The organism is Planktothrix serta PCC 8927 (genome assembly GCF_900010725.2).
GTDB classification, from domain to species: domain Bacteria; phylum Cyanobacteriota; class Cyanobacteriia; order Cyanobacteriales; family Microcoleaceae; genus Planktothrix; species Planktothrix serta.
In genome coordinates this window covers 74,904-96,596 of the sequence record NZ_LR734829.1, presented here as the reverse complement: position 1 = coordinate 96,596, position 21,693 = coordinate 74,904, and the positions used below count along the sequence as shown (strand labels likewise).

Here is a 21,693-nt window from a genome sequence, read left to right as displayed (position 1 = left end):
TAAATCTTGAAACCCTTTCACTTCTTACTGTTCCCTGTTCCCTGTTCCCTGTTCCCTTTCGCGTAGCGCTATAGTAGTTTGCCTGTAGAGGTCAGACCTAATTAAGAAGGGTTTAAGCAAAAATGCTTGAACCCTTCTTGGTTCTAACTCAGCAATTTGGGTCAGTATCAGTTGCTACTCAAACGCCTTACTATTGTCTGCTATCTCTTCATCAATCAAACACCTGATAATACTGACACATATATTCCACAATGTAATCCTTAGCAGGTTTCAACTCAGGAATATAGGCATCAATGGCATTCCGCACAGCATCCGTAAACTGTACATAATCATCCAGCTTATCGCTGACAAACGGTTCCAGGCGCTTAATCAGTTCGTAGTTGCTATCGATATCAGCGGCTTTGAGGGTTTCTTCAGGGGTTTGCGGGGTTTTATCCACCGGAATTTCAGGCAGAACCCGACTGACAAAGGTGACACGGTGCATTACCCGCCAAGGGATGCTTTTTTCCGTATCTTTTTTCGCCTTTTGTTGGGTCTTAAGAGCATTCCGAATAGCAGCCGCATTAGGATGCTTACTTTCCTCTAACCAAATCGGATCAACCACTTTGTTGACAAACGTGTCAAAGTTCTGCACACTCGGCTCCAGATAAAATGTCATGAAGCGATAGGCATCCACTTTACCCGCTTGTAAAACAGGTTTGCCGTTTTGGTCATAAATCGGCTTGCTATCGACATATTTTTGGATGTTGTCGGGTACTTCCAACTCAACATTGAGGCTAAAGGATTTTTCCGAGTCTCGGGTTTTGCTCTTGGTGAGGTTCAAACTGCCTCCAATCGCAGCTTCCATCTCCAGCTTCACACCCACACCAAAGATCTCGATATCCGTGCCAAAACCACCCGTAGCAGAACCCTTCAACGAGAAGGAACCGCCAACGGTTTCACTCATGGAGTCCGTTAACTCCGTTGTTTCGGCAAAGAAGCCACCCTCTGCCGTCCAAACGTAGGTATTAACCAGGTTACGTTTAGCTAATTTTTCTGGCAAGCGCTTATCGCCTGTTAACCCGCCAATCAAGCCACCCACAGCAGCACCAGCAACAGCCCCTAACGGCCCTGCGATCGCACCAATACCCGCTCCAATGGCAGCCCCTTTACCCGCTCGATCCGCATCTAATGGCGAGGTGCTGAAGTTTTCATAGTAGGTCTTCAGTTCCTCTTCTTCCTGGCGAATCCGATTCTTCAGAGAATAGGCTTCCTTCGGTTTAAAGTAGCTATATTCCCCGTAGTCACGGGCGTTTTTGTAGTTGGGATCATAGACATTGCCATTGTCATCCATGCCAACGCGACCATCTAACGTGCCTTGGCAGACATAGCGCGGATTCATCTGGAACGGAATCAGGTTCCAATCTTTAGGAATATCAGGATTCGGTTGAAACCGGAAGGCAATCAACACATTGTTATGTTCCATCCGCAGGGCAAAAATATCTGCCGTGTCGGACTGCACCAGGGCAAACCCCGTGTTGTTGAAGACAAAGCGTTGACCAATGGCAGTGTTCAGAACATGATGATCACTTTCCCAACAGCCCAGCGCCTTAACTTTGGTGTTCTTGGAGACGTTTTTGCCAGAACTGACGCTGCTTTCACCAGACCAACCATTGCTGGTTTCCATACTGCCTTCGAGCTTGGCTTCAAAGTCAATTTCCGTGACTTCCTGGGCGATGCCTCCCCCAAACGGCGCAATTACCGTATAAGTTCCTGTGCCGCCCCCAACGCTAGCTGCCATTTTGAACGCCGCATCTAACGTGCCTTCTTTGGAGGCAGATAGGGTATACTGCACGTTGTCCGCTTCCACAATTTCCACCAACGAGCCACCAGCATAGTCATCCTGAGCATCCATCGTACAGTTCTCGCTGGGTACAGGTGGCGCCCCTTCAATAAATCCCACAATTTGGGGATCATACTGAGCTTGACCGATCCATTCGGTAATGATATTGCCAATTTTAAAGCCCGTAATCAACTGCCATTCGCCATCTTTAATGTAGGAATAGCAGCGTTTCATCACCCCGATTAACTCGTTGTCGCTGTTATATTGGGTGTCACCATATTCCTGAATTGCCGGACGGCTGTGAATTTGCCCCTGGAAGGTGGTTCGGACTCCTGCCAAGGCACTGCGAACTTGGGGCGTTTCGTAGCTGACCGGGGCATTAGAAATCTGCCAATCTGCGTTTGTAACGATGAGGTGATTCGCTCGACCGGAACAATCCGGCAGTCGGTCTTCGGCATCTGCATCAAACTGATAGTAAGCTAAAAGATCTTTGCGATCGCCCAACACGCGCCGGAACAGATTATCCTGAATTTGCTCTTGGGTTCGGGTTGTTTTCCAGATGCGAGTTTCTTCTAAGCTGCCTTTAAACAAGTGTTGCTGAACGTTGTTTTCTCGGTATCCCCCCAAGGTGAAATTCTGATCTCCCCATTTCAGTACACCCTCAGCAACTCGCGTTTTTTGGGAAACCCCATTCATGTAGAGGGTAAAGCTAGAACCTTGTGGATCAGGGTTTTTCACCCAGCGAGCGCCGATGCGGTTGGCGTGGTTACTGCCCTTAGAATCAAAGGCTGTATTACCAGCATTTTCCTCAAAGCGCCACCAGGCCGCCAGCCCACTTTCAGAACCCTTGAGAGCTTTGCCTAAGTCACTGATACCCCGAGCTTTATTCCACAGGCGCACCTCGCTGATCGTTCCTTTGAAGAACGTTGCCACACCCCCATCCCGGTAAGCTTTACCAATTTCCAAAGGTTGATCAGTGGTTCCGGGTGTAATATCCTCATATCGCTTCATCCCAGCCGCCTGACCGTTGATGAAAAAGCGAATTTCTTGCCATTGGTTCACCGTAACCGACTCGGTGACTTCCATTTCTTGACCGCCAATCACTTTTTTGACTTTATTTTCCTGTTTGTCCGTGCCTTGGGCACGAGTCACGGCGATTTTATAGAATTGACCCGTAGCTAGAAAACGATCCGATTCGCACTTCTCCTTGGTGTAGTCTGTTTTTTCAAAGGCAAAAATCAGTTGACCATTTGGGCCGACAGACAAGGAATAGGGAACATTCTGATCTCCCCCATCATCTAGCCGTCCTTTTGTGAGGATACCCCGTTCCTGACCTAACTCCGTAACCCGCAAAAAGGCTTCAATCGTTAAATCTTGGGTTAAGTTGAGATCCTCTGCTGTGCCAGCATTGAGATGATCGTCTTTGCCATCAAACTGAAGGGCAAAAGATTGGCGGAACGCACCTGCCAGATGAGTCCACTCATGGATAAAGAAATAATTTTCCGTCTGGATCAGTTGTTCATTGACTCCAGCTACCAAAACCGCAGCTTCTAGGGGATAATCGGTGCTGCTGCTATTCCCCCGCAAGACGCCATGATAGCTGTTGCCGGAATAATCTTGCAGATCACCATTCATTAAGCTCCAACAGCCGACTAAGCCCGGTTCTGCTCGTCGGATGGGGCGGCGCATATCATTTTTAATCTCAGTCGGGGTACGAGCCACTTTCCAAATCCGGACTTCAGCCAAAGCACCTTCAAGAAATTCCGTTGTGCCAAATGCAGTACCCAACAGCACCTTAGCATTCATTTTGGGTAGCGGCGTGTTGCTGCTATTTCGCTGACTCACAATCTCGCCGTCTAGGTAGCTGACAAAGCCATTTACAGTATTCTGCTGCCAAGTCATAGCAACATGATGCCATTGTCCATCTATCACCTTTTGCTTAACCGCAAGGCTATTCGGGATGCCGCCATCATTGGAAAGAATATGAAACGCATCTTTACTCAGGTTCGGCGGTGTGGGAAGAGTATCTTTAACAGCGATCGCGCCATTGAGTACCGTACCAAAATTATTGTTTACCAAGTCTACAACTTTGAGAACGGAGCCTTCCGTTTGAATGGCATTCAACGGCCAATATGCAACTAAATTTGTCTCCGTACCTGTGAAGCGTTTATACATATCGGCTTGAATTTCGGGTTGGGTGCGCGCCACATTCCAGATGGAAAGTTCCGCCATTTTACCCTCAAAAGTGGTAATATCCTGCCGACTATCACGACCAATTCGGTGAGCAATTACAGCCTGCCGATCAGCGATCGCGCCTGAATAATTGATGTCAATTACACCATCAATATAGGTGTAAACTTTATTATTTGCCCGATCTCTGACAAAGCTAATATAGTGCCATTGATTGTCTCGGATATTTCGGGTTCCTACCAAGTCTGGATTTGCACCCCAGTAGAGCCTTAAAAGTCCGTCACGCACTTCAAAGTTGATATTTAAGCCATTAGGAATTTGATAGTCTCCCAGCAAGATAGCCCGATCCGAATTGAGGGGAACTTTCAGCCATAAAGAAACGGTAAATGAACTGGAGAAAATCGAGAGAGGTTTGGAGAGTTGGATATAATCATTGACCCCATCAAATTGTAGACAATTCGTTTGATTCGCAGGCTCAATCGGTTGACTACAGTTCGCGCCCGACGCAATGAGATTCGTTCCTTCCTGTTGCCGAACGGCAGATTGTAAGGTTTTTCCCTTGAACCAATATTCAATCGTTAAGGCTGAACCGGAGAGATCCGTCAAGCCCGTTTCTACCGAGGTATCTTGACCATTAAACACCAGAGCCGAGCCAGGAGAAACCCCTTTCAATCCTAAAAAGTAGCGCGAACGGGGTGAATGATGGTTAATCAGGCGAACGCTTTGGTTATTACTCACAGTCTCTGGTTTCGCCCAGGTTTCGACTGTCACGTTACTAGGAGCATCGAAACGCTCAAGCTCTGTGGTGCTGGTTTTGCTGGCTAACGTTGTTTGACCGTCAAAGTAGAGGGCATTGCCTTGAGAATCTGCAACCCACTCATTAACACGGGTTTTCATCTCCCCTAAGTTAATCGGGGTTTCTGTGTTTTGAATGACGCCACTAGCATTGCCCATACTCACTGCAAAGAATAGCGAACCTTTGGCAGCGCTCTTGTCGGATGGATTCAGAATAACTTGGGCATAGTCATAATAGATGGATGTGTTGGGGATAGGTGGCGCATCACCATCCGTTGGAGAATCGGAGACTGGGGCAATGACTGGAGGCAAGGCATTACCATTCAAGATTTGCGCGAGGGTTTGAACATTCCGTGGCAAATCCGGCCATGTTTCGGTCAACTGAATTTCATCGTTGCTAAAAGTCAGTTGGCAAGTGTCATCGGTGCTACCATTTTCAACGGTGATGGTTGTGCTATCCATTGCTCCATCCGTGTTTCGAGCAATTAAGATCAGTTGCCCAACTTCTGCGGGTAAGCGATGAACAACACGCTCGGTGAGGGTATCAAAATAGGCAGCAAAAAACTGGTCGTTGGCAGCCCCAACAAAATACAAACCTAATTTGCCGATCGCACTGTCAAACAAAGTTGGGCTATTGTTGGTGTAGGCAAAACTGAGCAAACCGCCCGTCACCGTTAAGCCAAAGCGATCAATATGCAGCAGTTCCATCGGCACTCGGACTTCGCCGAATTGTGCATCACGAACTACCGCTAACTCTGTGAGTTTTTGGGCGCGTTGGATTTGGGTTTCGTTGAGTTCCTGTTGACACTCACTCAACTGTTTGAGTAAACTGGCTTGGGCTGCGTCCCCATGACGCTGATACATATCTGCCCGAATTTCATCGGGAGTACGAGCTACCTTCCAGATACAAAGTTCTGCCATTAACCCTTCAAAATTCGTGATGTCCTGCCGACTATCACGACCGATTCTGTGGGGAATTACAGCCCGTGCGTTGCCAATTTCCCCCGTATAATTAATATCGACAACCCCGTCAATATAGGTATAAACCTTCTTGCTTTCCCGATCTCTGACAAAGCTAATATAGTGCCATTGATTGTCTCGGATATTTCGGGTTCCCACTAAGTCTGGACTCGCGCCCCAGTAAAGCCTTAAGAGTCCGTGGCGCACTTCAAAGTTGATATTCAAGCCACTGGGAATTTGATAGTCTCCCAGCAAAATACCCCGATCCGAATTCAGGGGGACTTTGAGCCACATCGAAACGGTAAATGAACTGGAGAAAATAGGGAGAGGTTGGGAGAGTTGGATATAATCATCGACCCCATCAAATCGTATACAGTTGGCTGGACGCTCCAGGATGTCTAGGCCCGAAATTGGCAACGTTAGATCTTTCTCTAAGGAGGCTCCCATGACGATGCCGTGATTGTTGCCTGCTCGGTCTAAAATTTTTCGGGTTGAGCCTTCGGTTTTGATTTCGTCAAACAGAAAATAGGCAACTAAATTCACCCAATCTTCTTGGTTCGCAAGCATCTGTGCATTGAGTTGGGCGATGCGGTTGGTTAAATCATTAATCTTGCGATTCAAGTTACCCAGTTCAACTTCCAGACTACTACGGCGATCCAGGGCATCGTTGATGGAACAGGCTGCCCCGGTGTTGCCCAAGACGGGGAGTGCCACTGTATCGGGAATGAGAGCCAATTTGCCTTCACGGGACACGGCAAAATCCAGGATGGCAATACAGTTTTTATCTTCGCTAGCTTGGCGAGTGGGGGCAGCCAGCATCATCCGAGCGCTTTTCTTGAGGGGTTTTGGCTCGTTGCTGTAGCCGCTTTTAATATTTTCCTGCTGATAATAGAGGAGCGCCGATAATCCTCCGGCAATCGTTCGTTGATGAATTTCAAAGCTGCTGCGGGTGACTCCAGGGTTATCCCCAATCGGTGCATCAGAGTTCACCCAAAGGCTTGTGCCTTGGATTGTGCCGTGGAAGCCGTTATCGGTTTGATCATGAACAATATTGCCACATCCTTCATCCAAGCGCCAGTAAGCGACTAACCCATCTTCATTGCCGACTAGCCGACGGTTGAGATCTGCTTTAATTTCGCCTCGGCTTCTGGCTCGGTTCCAGATGCGGATTTCATCAATTACACCGTTGGTCAATTCTTGGCCATAGTAGGCACCAAGCAAGACCTGAGCGTTGATTTTGGGTAAGGGAGTATTGGCACTCTTTCTTTGAGCCACAACTCGGCCGTCAAGATAGCTAATAAACCCATTCTCACTATCCTGTTTCCAGGTCATGGCAATATGATGCCAATTTCCATCTGTAGCGAGTTGTCCAACTGCAATTCCGTTGTCAGTTCCGCCATCGTTAGAGAGAATATGTTTCCCCTGCCAACCCGCCATAATATAATTGCTCCCATCCTGTTGTCGGACGGCAGACTGTAAGGATTGTCCCTTGAACCAATACTCAATGGTTAAGGCTGAACCTGACAAATCGTTTAAGCGGGTTTCGACCCAAGTATCCGTACCATTGAACACTAAAGCGGATTCGGCAAAGCCTTCTTTGGTTGTTTTCGGAATCAAGTCACTGGAACATTCTGGACATTTACCTGGAGTATACTCGAAGACTTCTGGGTGGCTACTACAGGTATAAAACTGAGTGCCACGAGGATTAAATAACCCGTCTTTGGAGCGCTCAATGTTGAAGGAATCAATTAATCCAGTGCTGCTATTATGGGCGAAAATCTGCCAGCGTTTGATATTGGGAATGGCAGTTGGCAGCAGCACCACTGAGAAACGACCTTCCGTTAAGTTCCGAACCATATCCAGTTCTTGGGTCGGTTCATAAAAGGGTTGATTTTCTAAATCTTTGCTCGATAGGCTATCTTTACGATTCAAAGGACGATCTTTGTGGCGGCTGCGTTGGTAACGGACTTCTAACTTAGGTTTTAACTCGGTACCGACAAACACAAAGCGATCAACCAACAAAGTGCGATTCACAATCGGCACGTCACCGACTTTAACATTACGCGGATGGTTCCCTTCAATTGCCTGACGAATCAGATAAACAAATTGACCGTCGGACATCACCTGAAACGGAGCATCCGCCGTGAGGCGTGCGGTAGAAGCTAGAAATCGCTCTTCGAGGGTTTTGTCCTTGTCGGGTTTAACTTCTTTGGTGCCGTCGGTTAACAGTTGTTCTGTGGGGTCGGGTATCGTTTGATTCCCCGCTATACTGTAGCCAACTTGGGTAATTTCTTTGGGAAAATTGATCGGGACGGGTTCTTTAAACCAATAGTTAACATCAAGTGGACTTTGAATGTCGTTATTTTCTAGATCCAATACGGTATACCAAAACTGCTGGCTTGAATCTAGTGCAAAGGCAACTACGACACCTCCATGAGATAGCATGGCTGTGTGTTTGTAGTTTTTATCAAGACTTTCTGGTGCGTAGGTTTTGATGAAGCTTTCTAACATATTGAAGTTCTCAATTCCATGAAAAATTACGAGAGTTAAGCTGTGAAGCTGCCCCAAATTTTTTCAGGCTATACTATTAAACAACGTAGATATTCAGCTTGACTTTCGGAGTCAGCGACATCCTAAAGCAATATCATGAACAGGGCGATTCATCACAATCTTCAGATTACAACATTTTTTGATTAAAGTTAGATTGTAACAATAAATTGATTTTTATACAAAATATTTAACAATTACCCCTCTTCTGTCAGTCTCCTAGAAGTAAAATTAGAAAATAACCCTCTTCTGTCAGTCTCCGAAACCAACAAGTAATAAAAAGTAGAGTTATCCATTGGGAAAATAAGATTGAAATTGATTAATATTCTGAATTAATTTATGAAACCCAAGCAATAAATAACGATCAGGAAAATCGGCGGGCATGGCAAATTGTTTATAAAGTCGGTCATCTCCTTTATACTGGAAAAAGTAAGTGCGGCTTTTGTGTTTTTCGCACCATTCATCAACTTTTTCTAGTAAAGTATCGGGGTTTAAACCCGTTTTCTCTTTAACTTCTTTGGCATCTTTACCCCGTAAGGAATTTTTCTGGTAATCAACTTCGTATTCTTCCATAATACTCAAAGCCGAGATGAACCGCTTTTGCTGTTTAAGAAATAGCTTTTCATCTTCTCCAGAGTTCGGACTCCTTGTTCGAGATGGTTGGCGCAAACAATACCTCTGGGTAAATCTTCACAAGGTAAAGCCATTGCTATTGATCAGCTTTTAGCATCTGAATATCTTGTCTTTCCCGCTTTTGCTCTTCAGAATTATCTTCATGATCAACTGTGATTTCATCATCACAATTTCTAGGAAGTTTATCCTGTTGTTCTTGAAGTTTTCTTTCATTCAAACGAGCTAGAAAAGCTTCCCGTCGGTCATGATCTTCAATCATCGCTTGGCGCAATTTCATCGGATCACGTTGCAAGGTTGCGAGTCGTTGAGCTTCGGCTTTAGCGGCGGTTACTAAGTCTTGTCTTTGAGCTTCTTCATCAAACCAAACTCCGGTAGATTGCCAGCTTGTTTGGGTGATGCCAATTTGACTGTTTTTGCGATTACCCAGGATGGCTTTCGGTAACTCATAATCACCACAAGGAATCAGATATTTCAGTTGTTTTTTGTTAATACCTTTGATGCTGGAACGATCTAAAATAAGTTGGGGTTGATTGCCTTCAGAATCAGCTAATGAGTGAAGTAAAAGACAGGAATTTTGAGTCCTTCTTCAGTAACAGTTGTAGTGACCATGAGTTGATTTCTCCTAATCATTGAAGGGTTAGAGTTGGAATTGTTGAAAAGGTATGATGGGGCTATCTAAGCGTTAACAGGTTTAAACCTGGTCAGGTGTTGACCATTGGTAGTGTTTTTGAGGGGGTTGAAATGGGACTTGAGGTTGATGCGATCGCTAGTTAGTCAGGTTCTATTTGAAGAGGAGGAAGATACCGGGCTGGTAGAGTTGACGATTGAGTCATAAGATGAAGATAAATACTCATTCGTGCGTTCCATTAGCACTCAGGCGGATTTAATGGACAGACCGAGGAGGATTATTGGAGAATGGGAGAATATGGATTTCGATGAGCGAATTCAGGCTGATCCTACTTATATAGATAGGGTTTAAGCGTAGGGCTGACAAAAACAAAAAGGTTGGGTATTTGGTTCGTTCCGGCGGCGGTAGCCGCCCTTTTAATGCTTATTACTGATATATTCTCATCAGTAATAAGTAACTTTAGTAGACAGAAGTGCAAGTAATTTTGTGTAGGTACTTAAAACTTGGAGTATCCTTGATGTTTCCCTTATGGATCTTTCAAATCCACCAACTTCCTGATCTCAGATCACAGAAGTATATTTCCTTATATGGGCAAGGTATCAGGCAGAAAGTCCTGAGCAGTCAAAAAGACTTTTTGCTTCTGCTGAGTGAGATCGGTCGTGTTTACAAACTTACATTTTCTATTCGCTATTTATATACACCTAATTCTAGCTTTGACAAACGCTTAGGTATTTATCTGGTAGTTAGTCAATCATCTGAAGTTGAACAAAATGAACAATTGAAGACAGACATAACGAAAATTTTCAGCCAAGGATTTCTCAGTAATTTTTATCAAGTAGCAGAAATTTTAAAGCCAGAGCAAGCTACTCCCATTAAAAATCTTACCTGGGTAACTCATATAGCTGAAGCTATTAAGTATGAAGAAATTCTTATCAATGAGCCAAATTACTATGAAGAAAAAAGTGAAAATTCAAAAATAAAGCAGTTAATCAAGGGATGCTATGTTCCTTTACAGTGGGAAACAGAAGATAGTAATGATATGTTAGTAGTATGTCAGTCCATTGCCAGTTTTAATCGGCGCTTGATGCTAGAAATTACTCTACAACCGGATCACACATCACTACAAGAAAAATCAGGTTGGATTAACGCAATCAGTCAATTGTTGAAACTACTAAAAGATTCCAGTATTTTTAACTCAAGTAGTTCGAGTGATACTAATAAAAATATGCAGATTGTTTCTCGTATTTACGAAAAATATCAATCTTCTTACTTAACAGAAAGCCTCTATCAGTATAGTTTTAAAGTGCTAGGAGAAGATGAGCTTGCCATTCGCTGTGTATTGGGAACTTTGCTCCTAAGTGGCACTAAAAAAAGTCGCTACCGAACTGTAGTATTAAACTGTGAGCATCCCGCATTTGAAGATAGTCTCACCGCTACACAAATGGGTCAACTGTCAACATCAGTTCAGTGGGAAGAATGGGATAAATTGAGAGAATCAGAGTTTGGTCATCGAGATGTAGCAAGGAGCAGAGACCGGGTGTTGATGAAAGATTTAGAACCTCTCCACCGTTATACTACTTTTAACGAAATTAGTGGGTTGTTCCGCATTGTAGTTCCTAGTGAGGCTCCTGTCTCTGGAATTGGTCAAGAAAACGATATTACTAGCGTAGATCCGCAAAAGCAATGGATTGATTTTGGTGGCTATGAGATTACTCGACCAGAAAATAAAATTCCAATTGAACTAGAGCAATTAAATAAACACGCTTTTATTTGCGGTGTTCCTGGCAGTGGCAAAACAACAACTGCCTTTAATTTACTCACACAATTATGGTTTCATAATATTCCATTTTTAGTATTTGAACCTGCAAAAACTGAGTATCGCTCCCTTTTAAATATAAATCCGAATCATTTTAATTATGAAATTCTGACTTCCGAACAGCGAAAGCACTGTCAATCATTTTCTCAGGAAGAAAAGGATAGTTTAAAAATATTGACCCAAGAATTGCGAGTTTATACCTTGGGAAATGATCTGATTTCTCCTTTCCAATTTAATCCTTTTGAAGTTTCGGCTGGTGTACCTTTCTTTGAGCATATTGCCAACTTAGAAGCAAGTTTTCGAGGAGCTTTGCCACTTTTTGGCCCTTTGCCAGCTTTACTTTCGGAGTCTTTGGAAGAAATTTATTATGACAAGGAATGGACTGGTATTGAAGAGGGAACACCTACTAATAGAGCGATTCCAACAATGCGGGATTTATATAATAAAATTACAGCTTTATTTGAAACTAAAGACTATGTGGGTGAGGTAAAATCTAATCTCAAAGCAGCTTTAGAGGTTAGGATTGGTAGTTTGCTGCGCCGGGGTGTTGGTGCTATGTTAAACACCCAGCGTAGCAGTCCTACAATTGCTGAATTGTTGAAATATCCAACAATTTTAGAATTGGATTATCTCAATCAAGATCAAGCTAATTTGATGACTTTCTTTTTGTTGACTAAGATTCGAGAATATATCAAGCGCAATCCAAACCGGACTTCCGGGCCCGGCTTGCCAGAGCATATTATTTTGTTAGAAGAAGCTCATAATCTTGTCGGACGTAATTTAGGAATAAATTCTCCTGAAGAAGCTAATACAAAGCAGGAAGCAGCAAATTACATCACTCGAATGCTGGCAGAAATGAGAGCACTACGAGAAGGAATTATTATTGCCGATCAACTTCCAACAGGTGTAGCTGCTGAGGTAGTGAAGAATACAAACATCAAAATTGCTCATAGATTAGTCTCGTTAGATGACCGTAAAGATATTGGTCAAGCGATGCTATTAGAACAATCTCAAATTGAAGAAATCGCCCGTCTTACTCCGGGTGAATCTTTTATATATATGGAGGGCTGGTATCGCCCCAATGTCGTAAAAATTCCCTATGAAAATAGTGCAAAAGTGCGGTTAGGGATCGAAGAATCCGTCACCAGTAGCAACATTATTAGACACATTAAGCAACAAAATTGGTATCGTAAAGGAATGGAAACTTTACTCAATACAGCTATCAGCGAACATAAATATTTCTGCGAAGATTATCGAAAAACGGTGATTGAGTTAGTGGACAAGCAACTGCAAAAAGTTATTCAAAAGTCCCCTCATTTAGAGATATTATTTGTAGAGTTGACACGAGAAATATTTGACCGTCTAGTTGGAGAATTACAGTTAACTCTCAATCAAGACCCACAAGAAATCCGGTCTGCACTTCGCGGAATCGATCCTCGCAATCCCCGCAGTTTTAAGAAGTTGCGGTATGTTAGCCATCTCAGCTTGAGAGAGTTGTTGGAATTGAGATCGCACCTTCTCGCCCAACTGACCACCTTTGACCATCAGTACCAGGAAGTGACGACTGCCTACAATCGCATTCTGGGTGACAAGCAAAACAAACAATGGCAGCAGGTAAGTCGTCTGCTAGGAGCCATCGAGCAGCGGGTAGCTACTTTAGCGGAATTTTTGGGACAACCAGAGCAAGCAGCCGTTGTGAAAGAAAACTTTGGTATAATTCAGGTAGAGTGGCGAAAGCTAACTGAAACAAACTATGCCTCAGTGGGGGATAACTTGGAAAAATTAGCAAAAGAGCGAAAAGATTGGGAGGTAAAACTCAAAGAGTTTTTTAATCAAGCGATTGAGCAAGCAAAGATTAATAAAGTAAATCAAGATATGCAACAAGGAGGACAATAGCCTTGCATTCAGATGTTGAAAATTTAGGTTTGGATTACGATAAACTAACAAGCCAGGCACTTAAACTTAACCAGTCTTATCTGGACTTGCTCAAATTGTTTGATGAAGTCAACTTAGTACCTGCTTTGCTAGTGGAACTCGAAAAAGATGACAATTCACCCCTCAAAGTAGTAGATACGATGAGTAGCTCCCAACAGGCACTTAGTAAAAAGTTTACTGATTTATTAGAATTGATTACAAACACTCAATCTCGTTTTAGCAGTGAGCCAGAGGTGACAGAATTGAAAGCTATTAGCCATAATTGTCAGGTAATGCAAAACTTCCTGGGCAGTATGGCTATGAACGATGTAAAGGAAATGTTTGTTAAACTTAGCAATTCATAGGATTTGAGGATATGGAATTCCAGAGTAATCAGGAATTGGAAAAACAGATAGGCATAGATGCTAGAGAGATTGTCTCCGAAGAAAATCGGCTAGAATCTTATCAAAAAGATATGGAAGCAGTACAAGCATCTTTAACACTTGTTAAAAGTCGTCCGGGACTTTATCTTCAATCAGATAGCCAATTAATCAAGGAATTGGAAGCAGCCAAGGCACAGAGCGAACGGAATATAGAAACGAGTAGACAAAAAATTCGTGAAGTAATTGGGCGGATGAAGTCTAAGCTCAATAATTTGAATCAGCGTATTAATATCACAGAAGGACGCATCGACCAAATGGAGCAGGCAGTAAATTCATTAATCCCTAGATGTGCCCCATCTCCATTTACGGTTCAATCTCAACTTGAGACGCAAATTAGTCAGCAAAAAAATGAAGTAGAAGATGCCAAAGATAAGGCAAATAGTATGGAGGATTGGATAGATAATGCAGGAACCTTTGTTGACAATGTTAATGGAATATTCGATTTTGTAGGTAATGGTTGTGATTTTCTCAATGGAGTAGCTGATTTATTTAATTAGTAGCTTTCACTGAGGGTTAAAAATATCCTAATTTTATCCTTTATCCCTAAATAAAAACATGGATTATAACTCTATCAGCAATGAACGTGAAATCTTAATTGCTTTTCAATCTTGTCAGATTCCAGGCGAAAAGTTGGAACTATTCAGGTGCTTGGCAACTCGCAATGACCCGCCGTTTCTAACATTTTTGGACTTAATGAGAAAAAACAAAAATAATGATATTTTAGCTTTAAGTATTCTATCTCTTGGTCAGCTAGACGATGGCTCAAAATCCACTTGTAGAGAAAGCCCTGACTTTCTAAAAACGCTGAGTCACCTAGCACAGTCCGGGTCATCAAGCGATTTGGTTCGGTGGGCAGCAGCAACAACAATTGAATCTATAGGATATGAATTGGCAGATTATTCAGAATATTTATCTGAATCACCAAAAAATATTGCTGATAAAATATTGGAAGCCAAATTAAATATTTTAATAGATAATACGCCTCTATCGGGCAATGAAAATGAATTTTGGAATTTCTGGATTTACGGCCCTGCAGATAAACTGATAGACGTTCCTGAGATAACTTCTGAAACTATCAAAGAACTTAAAAGCACAGGAAAAATTGATAAATTTCCGTTATCAATCCTGACTCACAAAGAGATAGATCATCTTTACAAAAAACTTTTGAAGCGGGCTACTGATTTTAAGCGAGAAAAAGAAAAGATTTTAGAAAAATATGCTCTTTTGGACAAAAAATTAACTGAAATTAAGACTAATCAAAACAAATATCCTAATGGGCAACAAGCTATCCAATACTTTACCTTAGAAATTCCTACCGAAGAAGATTTTAGTTTAGAAATTGTTTTAGAGGGAGATGAATATAAACACAAAATATTATTTTATAACGAGTGCTTGAAAAAGTATTCATCAAATTTGCATAAATTAATAATTGATTACTACAGGAAACTTCAAAAATCAAAAATAAACCAGCCTTGGAGAGAAACTCTGTCTGAGTTATGGAATCTCAGTTTAGGAATGATAGAGGAAGTAAAGTTATTACTGAGAATAATAATTTTATTAGTAGTCTTATTAATTATTTATTTAGCACAGTTAAAAGGTGTGATTGTTTTGTTTTTAAGTGGATTACCTATAGCTGTATTCTTAATTTTTGCTATTAGAAGTATTAGAAATAACTATAGTTCCATGCGTTCCTCTCGACGCGAGATCCAACAGTTAGAAGATGAGAAGAAGGAAATGCTAAAGTTACTAAGTACAGATATAGCAATCCTAAATAGGTTGTGGCAAAATCCCGTACATAAAAAGCTTGGGAAAATCAAAAATTTGACCCAGAGTAAAAAACTCAAATAGCCACTTAACTACTTTAAAAGATGAGCATAAATGATGAAATTTTCTAACGAAATTTTTGGTTTGTAACCAAAGATATTCTACAGGATTTTGTTCCGGTACATTAGGGGCAAAATTTACACAAGTAATTTGATACAGCCGTTCTTCATAAGCAGTCTCGATAATCAAGTCATCAATCGGAAATAAATGTTCGTTTACCAGTGAAATAAACTCCAACTCTTTGGGACTATGACCGTTATTTTCAGAGTAAATTTCAGATTGGCTTTTTTCCCATTCAATAGGAAACAATTCTTGGTAAAGATTTAGAAGCTGATAGGTGTTCAGTTTAGACCATAAATAGTCAATGGCTGATTCAATATCAATGATAGGTTGGCATTGGCGTAACAGTTGCAGAGCAAATTTAGCATTCCAAATTATAGCCATCTTAAAACCCTGTTGGAATAGCCATAGCAACAGATTGACTATTAAACAGCCGTTCTTTCGTTTGTTCAACTGCTTTTATATCATCTGTTGCTTGGGAAATTGCTAACTCAATCGTTTTTACCATTTCTTTCATTGTGGTACTATCGAGTTCTCCAGCAAGCTCTAATCGTTGGAGCTTTCGGCACATAGAAAGGGCTGGATTGACTTCTTCGGGAGCATTAATCAGAAATTCTAGGGGACTAATTTTCATGATTATTTTCATCCTTTAGAGCCATTTCGTTTAGCAATGGTAATCAGTTCTCCTGGCTTTCTGATAATGTCTGCATTAGCACAATCTGGGTAGTAAGTTGTTAACAATTTACGAAGTTCCTGATCATCATTGGCTATTTCTTCATCAACAGGATGCTGTTGTCCTTCAAAGGAAATTAACACTTTCTTTTTTGAAGTCATTGGGTTCTCCTAAAGTTAGGTAAGGGGTTCAATTTTAGAATAAACTTAGTTGAGTTCCAGTAGCTTTGGGTTGGGTAGAAGTTTCTGATTTAACCGTTTTACTGGTTTCATTCTTAAGTTTATTGGGATTAGAAGTTGGTTTCTTTTGGTTGCGAATATTAGCCATTTGTCGTCGTGCTTGGCGATTTGGAAAATCAGCAACAAGTTCCTTAAATAATGTTTGAACAAGAGGGGGTAATTCTCCCAAGGCTGACGCTCTAATTTTTTCACCAATAGGAAAGTCGCCGTGGCTGCTGGCTGAAATAATCACAATCCGCCCGTCTGGATGACCATCATCAGGTTTAAATGTTAGATGTAGTTCGATGGTACATTGTTCAAAATTGTAAGGTTCTTCCTGTTGCTGAGATTGTGCATTATTAAGTTCTTCTGGTTCAGTTACAGTATTTTCTCCATCTTCCTCTGCCAAACTTTCACCATCAATTAAATCTGAATCTGTAGCAGAATTAGAAGGTTTTATAGCTACTTCATTTTGGATAGTAGCTGGAGAAAGTAGAGCTAAATAAGGTTTGTTAGCTTGCCAGCGATCGCGATCAAATAACAAGCCAACTTTTTGAAATCTTTCTTCTATTGTTTCTTCCTCTTCAGATTGAAGAGTATATTCAATTAGCTCCTCACTCGTTATTGATAAATTAGCAGAAGCAACGGCACGTTGTGGGCTTAACCATTTCATTTTGGTGCTTATTGGTTAATTATCATCCTATTGATGGGCGTTAGCCCCTCTTTACAGAAAAGATAGAACATAAAAAAATAACAGATAGCTCTATTATTATAAAAGCTATCTGTCGTCAGTAAAGCACAATCATTTGTAATTTTGGGATAGTTTAAATCAAACCATTATGCTTTTATTCCTTGATTAGACTTCTCAGTATTTTTTTTAGAAAATGTCTTTCCTTTCCGCTTGGTTTTGGGTATTGACATTGAATCAGAATTCCGGGTAGTTGAGGAAGTGCTACGATTAGAAATAACTTCAATTGTACCCGTTAGATTAGACGGGACTAGGGCGTATTCTACTCTAAGTTTCCGTTCAATACGAGTGCCATCAACAGGAATGCCTTGTTTCCAGTCTTCAATGATTTTACGTTTGTTGGGCGCAACAACAAGCTTTTCTGTACGATACTCGCTAGGTAAGTCAGAAGGATCGATTAAGATTTCACAACTTGGGGGATTTTCTTTTAGTTGGATGTGACGCGATCGGCCAACAATATTGGTAGAAACAACCCCCATTTGGTGAATATAGAGTAAAGTTTTATCAAGGTTACTACGCCACCGTTCTAGTCGTTCAATTGCCTGATTATGCAGTGTAACTAAATGTTTTAAACGAGCTTTAATTGCACAAATTTCAGCATCTAATTGATCGGCTAATTCAGCGTGACTATCAACAGTCGTTTCTTGGTCTGTTTGATTGTCCCAAATTGCTTTAACAATCGCCTCCTCTTGTTCAGGAGTTTCAGCCATTTCCAATTGAGTCCAGAGTTCAACCGATTGGATTGAATATCGGGCTAACAAATTTTTAGCTAAGTACATAAATTACCACTTTCCACAACAATGAAAATACTCATCAAACGTTTCAAATTGGACAAAAATCGCTAAAGTTCCTGGTGTGAGTTCATTATTATCAGGTTCACAACTTTCTAAAAAAGGTTCCGAAGCGAATGAATGATCACAGAAATCAGTGATTACAACACCAGGAGAATTTGGAACCTCATCGATTTTGGGGCTATTAGGAGTGTTTTCCATTTCGGTTAGAAGCCCTTAACGATTCAACTTTTTTCAAAGCAGGAACTCGCTGTTTGCGAGAGGAAGTTTTTTCTCTATAAACTTCTGAATAACTCTCTTCATCATCCTCAAGATCAGAGTTATCCAAATCCGTTTGATTATCCTCCTGTTCTTCATCCGATTCTAAGGGATTGGAGTTTGTTGTATCGATGGGTATTTCTGATGTTAGGGAAGCAGCCAATGGTAGAGTTGGCATAGCAATGACATCATAGCCTAACTCTAAAATTAAAGATTGCAGAACGCTTTCTATTTGCTGTTGAGATAACCCAGGAGTTGTTCTCTTAAGTTCTTGCTGTTTGATTAACATCCAGATTTGAAGTGTTTCTTCTGGGCTTGTTGTTTTCAATGCGGTTTTAATTTTTCGGGCTAGTTTTTCTCGTGTAGATTTCAAAGGATCAGGAGTTGTTCTTTGGGTACTCTGGGTTTGATTTGTAGACATAGTTAATAACTCAGAAAATGTTATTTTCACCTCTGGGCTTGGGCGTTAGCCCATTAATCATTTATTAAAATCAACAGGAAGTCGAGTTTTATTTAATTCTTAAGGATGATTAAATTATGGGCTAATAAGTTATAGGGTAGGAATTGATTAAACTTTCAAGCATATAACTTTTATTAAATTTAGAAATTCTTAATGTCATGAATTCAGCCAGAGGTTTTTATCCCGTTATTCTGATTCCTGATTCAATTCGCTATTTCTGCATTAATCACGCAATACCAGTATTCAATAGCAGTCCTAATTCAGTGACAGAATTTTCTTCTGAAGTGCAATTAACTCCCAAAAAACAGCATATTTATTCTAACTCTTATTTATATTTAGTTATTGTAATTTGGGTCGTGAGTGTTGTAATAGTCCTGTTAGTTAATCAACTATTCAACATGAGCATTCTAGCTTTTTGGCTATCGTTAGATATAATTTCATTTAATTAAAACGAGGAAGAACATCATCTAGGCGAAGTTGCAAACTTGTGAACAGAGGAGAAATAATCGGTTCACCGAGACGAAATTGTTGCTGGGTGTAATCTTCGTCAATCAGTTGACAAACCGTAACAGTTGGTTGTTTGGGTTTACCAATAAAAGCGACACCCCCTAAACCCCGATAATCTACAATCCAATATTCAGGAATTCCCAAAAGAGCATATTCTTCAACTTTTCGGGCATAATCTGTTTCCCAGTTTGTACTCACAACTTCCACAACTAATTTAATAGAGCGCCCTAGCGTAATAACAGGTTCTCTTTCCCATAAGGGTTCACTAGAAAGTGCTGTTTCATCTAAAACCACAATATCAGGACGACGGGCGGTTGCGACATCAGTAAAAGGACGAATTAAACAAGTTCGGGGAATAAACCAAGGGAGTTTTTCTGTTGTAATGGCAATACCGATTTGAGTGGCAAGTTTACCACTGGCAGTCTCGTGGGGGCCGGTTGGTTCCATTTCAACTAATTCTCCGTCAGCAAGTTCATAGCGGGGATTATCACCATATTGAGTTAGAAATGTTTCAAACGTTAAAAGTGTTCCTAGGGTATAAGTCATTGTAAAACTCCTATAGAAAATTATCAGTTATCAGGTATCAGTCCATTACGGTTCTCTGGCTTCATCAAGGTCAATTAATCGGATTTCAGGAGAAGTTAAAACTTTACCGTAATAATGATCGGGTTTAACAACTCCTGATACAGCAATAATGCTTTGATGAATATAGATTGAGTTTTGCTCGTTTCTCCACTGCTGAGATTGATAATAGGGATGGTTAAAAAAACGTTTACAGGCAATGTTACCCGTTTTATCCCTAACGATAAGGGTCTGAATGGTTAAGCGAGGATTTTTGGGCGGACTGATAATTTCGTGTTTCTTTATTTTACCAACGACGGTAACGGAATCACCTATTTTTAACTCTGATATTTTGACTCGTTGGTACTTGATATAATCACGGGGAAAGTAAAACAACAAGTCAAAAATAGTGTTAATACCCAGTTTTTTGAGCAGGCGCCTATTAATTTTGCTTAATCCTGATAAATGATGAACAGGTAAATGTAGATTCATGGGATTTAAGAATTGGTGTTAAAAGCACTTCTGTAGCTGCGTTAGCAGCAAGAAAACTAAAACCCCCATCTTGCTCTGTTTCATAAAGCTGACCATTGCTTAATACTGCCCAAAATCGAATAATAATTACGACTAGGATAAGCAGGTTTAGAACAGGCACTTTTCCAAATCATCTCTCGTTCGTTATCATCAAGCGGAGGGTTACAACGATTGCTATACTGCTTAAACAATTTGTAAGGAGTCGGAAAATAATTTATTCCTTTGCAGCGTTTGCTGCCTACATAGCAGTAAATCAGGAGTTAAAAGTTAGAAGTCAGGCGAAATATTTGTTAATTTAAGTTAATACCTTGAGTCCATTGCTCTAATTCTTGCTGTATTAGATTCTGAGTTTGATCGGTTTCAGGTAATAATTTTTCTATTTCTCGGTCTGAATTGATTAAAATTTGGTTCCAGCCTCTAATACCTGGATTAAGTGGGAATATCTATTAAAAAATCTGTGGGTAATGAAGATAGAACATCCAGGCTTAAGTACAACGTTGGTCTAATATTAAAATCAGGATCTAAAGCGATCGCAGACAAGGTTTCTAGCAGCATGATAAACGGGTTTTTGCACTCGATTGTTCAAATGGAGAAAAGAGCGAAACTCCCCAGCTAACTCCTGCGGTGTTTTTCCCATCATATTGCTTCCAATTAAAGAAGCACCTTCTTTATAAAAGAGGTAATTGAGCAGTTTGGTGAAGTTTTTACCGATGATTTGTTTACCAATCATTTGTTCAAATAATATATGTAACGGATAAATTTTAGTAACTCAAGGAAACTACAATTTGTTTGTAGTTAGTGTGATTTGGGCGAATGGCGATTTCCCCATCTTTTGAATCACGCTCTGCCCGTTTAGAATATGTTGAGCCAGATTGTTTTAATATTGCCTACATGAGACATACCGGAAAATGGTGGGAAATCATTTTCTGTGTGTATTTAATGATTAGTTTAAACTCAGAAGTTTTCCGGTCTTTAAGTCAATGCAGTCCCAGAGAATCTGAGAGCCAAAAAACTAATACAGATTGCTCGACTCACCAACAATGGAATCATAAAGAGGGATGGAAAAATGTTTTAAATAATCTACGTTTAATGATTCAGCCTACTATTATATTGTGGTTGATTGTTCCGTGGTTAGATATTTTTCCTGACCGTCATTTATTAGTGGGTTTTCATAAATTAATTCAGAATATTAATCAATTTCAATCTTATTTTGCGAATGGATAACTCTACTTTTTATTACTTGTTGATTTCGGAGACTGACAGAAGAGGGGTACGAGAGAAGCTGTTAGCTTGTTTATTTAAATAAGTTTTACT

16 protein-coding genes and 3 pseudogenes are annotated in these 21,693 nt (G+C 40.9%); 6 read left to right on the top strand and 13 right to left on the bottom strand.

The window, feature by feature from the left end:
* Window positions 1-211: 211 nt before the first annotated feature.
* From PL8927_RS02545 to PL8927_RS02535, 3 genes are all read right to left on the bottom strand, one after another.
* On the bottom strand, window positions 212-8,278 hold the full coding sequence (locus PL8927_RS02545) for a LamG-like jellyroll fold domain-containing protein (protein ID WP_083617311.1): 8,067 nt from the start codon (window positions 8,276-8,278) through the stop codon (window positions 212-214).
* Between the two features lie 324 nt (window positions 8,279-8,602).
* On the bottom strand, window positions 8,603-8,887 hold the full coding sequence (locus PL8927_RS02540) for a hypothetical protein (RefSeq protein ID WP_083617310.1): 285 nt from the start codon (window positions 8,885-8,887) through the stop codon (window positions 8,603-8,605).
* 136 nt (window positions 8,888-9,023) lie between these two features.
* The gene (locus PL8927_RS02535; protein WP_083617309.1) at window positions 9,024-9,224 is read right to left on the bottom strand and encodes a hypothetical protein; all 201 of its coding nucleotides are present in this window, start codon (window positions 9,222-9,224) and stop codon (window positions 9,024-9,026) included.
* 868 nt (window positions 9,225-10,092) lie between these two features.
* Here PL8927_RS02535 and PL8927_RS02530 point away from each other — a divergent pair.
* The 4 genes from PL8927_RS02530 to PL8927_RS02515 are packed head-to-tail and all read left to right on the top strand — an operon-like array spanning window position 10,093 to window position 15,596.
* Window positions 10,093-13,287, top strand: a complete 3,195-nt coding sequence (locus PL8927_RS02530; protein WP_083617307.1) for an ATP-binding protein — start codon at window positions 10,093-10,095, stop codon at window positions 13,285-13,287.
* A 2-nt stretch (window positions 13,288-13,289) separates the two neighbouring features.
* On the top strand, window positions 13,290-13,670 hold the full coding sequence (locus tag PL8927_RS02525) for a hypothetical protein (protein ID WP_083617305.1): 381 nt from the start codon (window positions 13,290-13,292) through the stop codon (window positions 13,668-13,670).
* An 11-nt stretch (window positions 13,671-13,681) separates the two neighbouring features.
* Window positions 13,682-14,245: a hypothetical protein gene (locus PL8927_RS02520; RefSeq protein WP_083617303.1), complete on the top strand. Its 564-nt coding sequence runs from the start codon at window positions 13,682-13,684 to the stop codon at window positions 14,243-14,245.
* Between the two features lie 58 nt (window positions 14,246-14,303).
* Window positions 14,304-15,596 (top strand): hypothetical protein, encoded by a 1,293-nt coding sequence (locus PL8927_RS02515; RefSeq protein WP_083617301.1) that lies wholly within the window; start codon window positions 14,304-14,306, stop codon window positions 15,594-15,596.
* Here the strand turns inward: PL8927_RS02515 and PL8927_RS27905 are convergent.
* The 10 genes and pseudogenes from PL8927_RS27905 to PL8927_RS28780 all read right to left on the bottom strand — a co-directional run.
* A pseudogene (locus PL8927_RS27905) lies at window positions 15,516-15,740 on the bottom strand (IS630 family transposase); the annotation flags it as partial. The gene PL8927_RS02515 and the pseudogene PL8927_RS27905 overlap by 81 nt on opposite strands.
* A 277-nt stretch (window positions 15,741-16,017) precedes the next feature.
* Complete coding sequence (locus PL8927_RS02505) at window positions 16,018-16,266, bottom strand: hypothetical protein (RefSeq protein ID WP_083617299.1); 249 nt, start codon at window positions 16,264-16,266, stop codon at window positions 16,018-16,020.
* Between the two features lie 8 nt (window positions 16,267-16,274).
* Entirely contained in the window at window positions 16,275-16,466 is a 192-nt protein-coding gene (locus tag PL8927_RS02500; protein ID WP_083617297.1) for a hypothetical protein, read from the bottom strand.
* A gap of 34 nt (window positions 16,467-16,500) precedes the next feature.
* Window positions 16,501-17,196: a hypothetical protein gene (locus PL8927_RS02495; protein ID WP_083617295.1), complete on the bottom strand. Its 696-nt coding sequence runs from the start codon at window positions 17,194-17,196 to the stop codon at window positions 16,501-16,503.
* A gap of 164 nt (window positions 17,197-17,360) precedes the next feature.
* Window positions 17,361-18,050 (bottom strand): siphovirus Gp157 family protein, encoded by a 690-nt coding sequence (locus PL8927_RS02490; RefSeq protein ID WP_083617294.1) that lies wholly within the window; start codon window positions 18,048-18,050, stop codon window positions 17,361-17,363.
* 3 nt (window positions 18,051-18,053) lie between these two features.
* On the bottom strand, window positions 18,054-18,263 hold the full coding sequence (locus PL8927_RS02485) for a hypothetical protein (protein ID WP_083617290.1): 210 nt from the start codon (window positions 18,261-18,263) through the stop codon (window positions 18,054-18,056).
* Window positions 18,247-18,741, bottom strand: a complete 495-nt coding sequence (locus tag PL8927_RS02480) for a hypothetical protein (RefSeq protein ID WP_083617287.1) — start codon at window positions 18,739-18,741, stop codon at window positions 18,247-18,249. Before PL8927_RS02480 ends, PL8927_RS02485 begins: the two co-directional genes overlap by 17 nt.
* A 480-nt stretch (window positions 18,742-19,221) precedes the next feature.
* Window positions 19,222-19,833, bottom strand: a complete 612-nt coding sequence (locus PL8927_RS02475) for a Uma2 family endonuclease (RefSeq protein ID WP_083617282.1) — start codon at window positions 19,831-19,833, stop codon at window positions 19,222-19,224.
* Between the two features lie 45 nt (window positions 19,834-19,878).
* Complete coding sequence (locus tag PL8927_RS02470; RefSeq protein WP_083617279.1) at window positions 19,879-20,340, bottom strand: ATP-dependent DNA helicase RecG; 462 nt, start codon at window positions 20,338-20,340, stop codon at window positions 19,879-19,881.
* Window positions 20,341-20,808: 468 nt separating this feature from the next.
* Window positions 20,809-20,934: a hypothetical protein gene (locus tag PL8927_RS28780; protein WP_269322001.1), complete on the bottom strand. Its 126-nt coding sequence runs from the start codon at window positions 20,932-20,934 to the stop codon at window positions 20,809-20,811.
* Between the two features lie 258 nt (window positions 20,935-21,192).
* Between PL8927_RS28780 and PL8927_RS29225 the strand changes: the two are divergent.
* Together PL8927_RS29225 and PL8927_RS02465 are read left to right on the top strand one after the other, a co-directional pair.
* A pseudogene (locus tag PL8927_RS29225) lies at window positions 21,193-21,285 on the top strand (hypothetical protein); the annotation flags it as partial.
* Window positions 21,286-21,603: pseudogene (locus PL8927_RS02465) on the top strand (IS701 family transposase); the annotation flags it as partial. It lies immediately after the preceding pseudogene.
* Window positions 21,604-21,693 lie beyond the last annotated feature (90 nt).

Coding starts and splice junctions, on each gene's coding strand:
- PL8927_RS02490 (WP_083617294.1), bottom strand. CDS start 18,050: ATGTACTTAGCTAAAAATTTGTTAGCCCGATATTCAATCCAATCGGTT.
- PL8927_RS02495 (WP_083617295.1), bottom strand. CDS start 17,196: ATGAAATGGTTAAGCCCACAACGTGCCGTTGCTTCTGCTAATTTATCA.
- PL8927_RS02470 (WP_083617279.1), bottom strand. CDS start 20,340: ATGAATCTACATTTACCTGTTCATCATTTATCAGGATTAAGCAAAATT.
- PL8927_RS28780 (WP_269322001.1), bottom strand. CDS start 20,934: ATGCTGCTAGAAACCTTGTCTGCGATCGCTTTAGATCCTGATTTTAAT.
- PL8927_RS02505 (WP_083617299.1), bottom strand. CDS start 16,266: ATGAAAATTAGTCCCCTAGAATTTCTGATTAATGCTCCCGAAGAAGTC.
- PL8927_RS02475 (WP_083617282.1), bottom strand. CDS start 19,833: ATGACTTATACCCTAGGAACACTTTTAACGTTTGAAACATTTCTAACT.
- PL8927_RS02535 (WP_083617309.1), bottom strand. CDS start 9,224: ATGAAATTGCGCCAAGCGATGATTGAAGATCATGACCGACGGGAAGCT.
- PL8927_RS02515 (WP_083617301.1), top strand. CDS start 14,304: ATGGATTATAACTCTATCAGCAATGAACGTGAAATCTTAATTGCTTTT.
- PL8927_RS02485 (WP_083617290.1), bottom strand. CDS start 18,263: ATGGAAAACACTCCTAATAGCCCCAAAATCGATGAGGTTCCAAATTCT.
- PL8927_RS02540 (WP_083617310.1), bottom strand. CDS start 8,887: ATGGAAGAATACGAAGTTGATTACCAGAAAAATTCCTTACGGGGTAAA.
- PL8927_RS02545 (WP_083617311.1), bottom strand. CDS start 8,278: ATGTTAGAAAGCTTCATCAAAACCTACGCACCAGAAAGTCTTGATAAA.
- PL8927_RS02500 (WP_083617297.1), bottom strand. CDS start 16,466: ATGACTTCAAAAAAGAAAGTGTTAATTTCCTTTGAAGGACAACAGCAT.
- PL8927_RS02530 (WP_083617307.1), top strand. CDS start 10,093: ATGTTTCCCTTATGGATCTTTCAAATCCACCAACTTCCTGATCTCAGA.
- PL8927_RS02520 (WP_083617303.1), top strand. CDS start 13,682: ATGGAATTCCAGAGTAATCAGGAATTGGAAAAACAGATAGGCATAGAT.
- PL8927_RS02480 (WP_083617287.1), bottom strand. CDS start 18,741: ATGTCTACAAATCAAACCCAGAGTACCCAAAGAACAACTCCTGATCCT.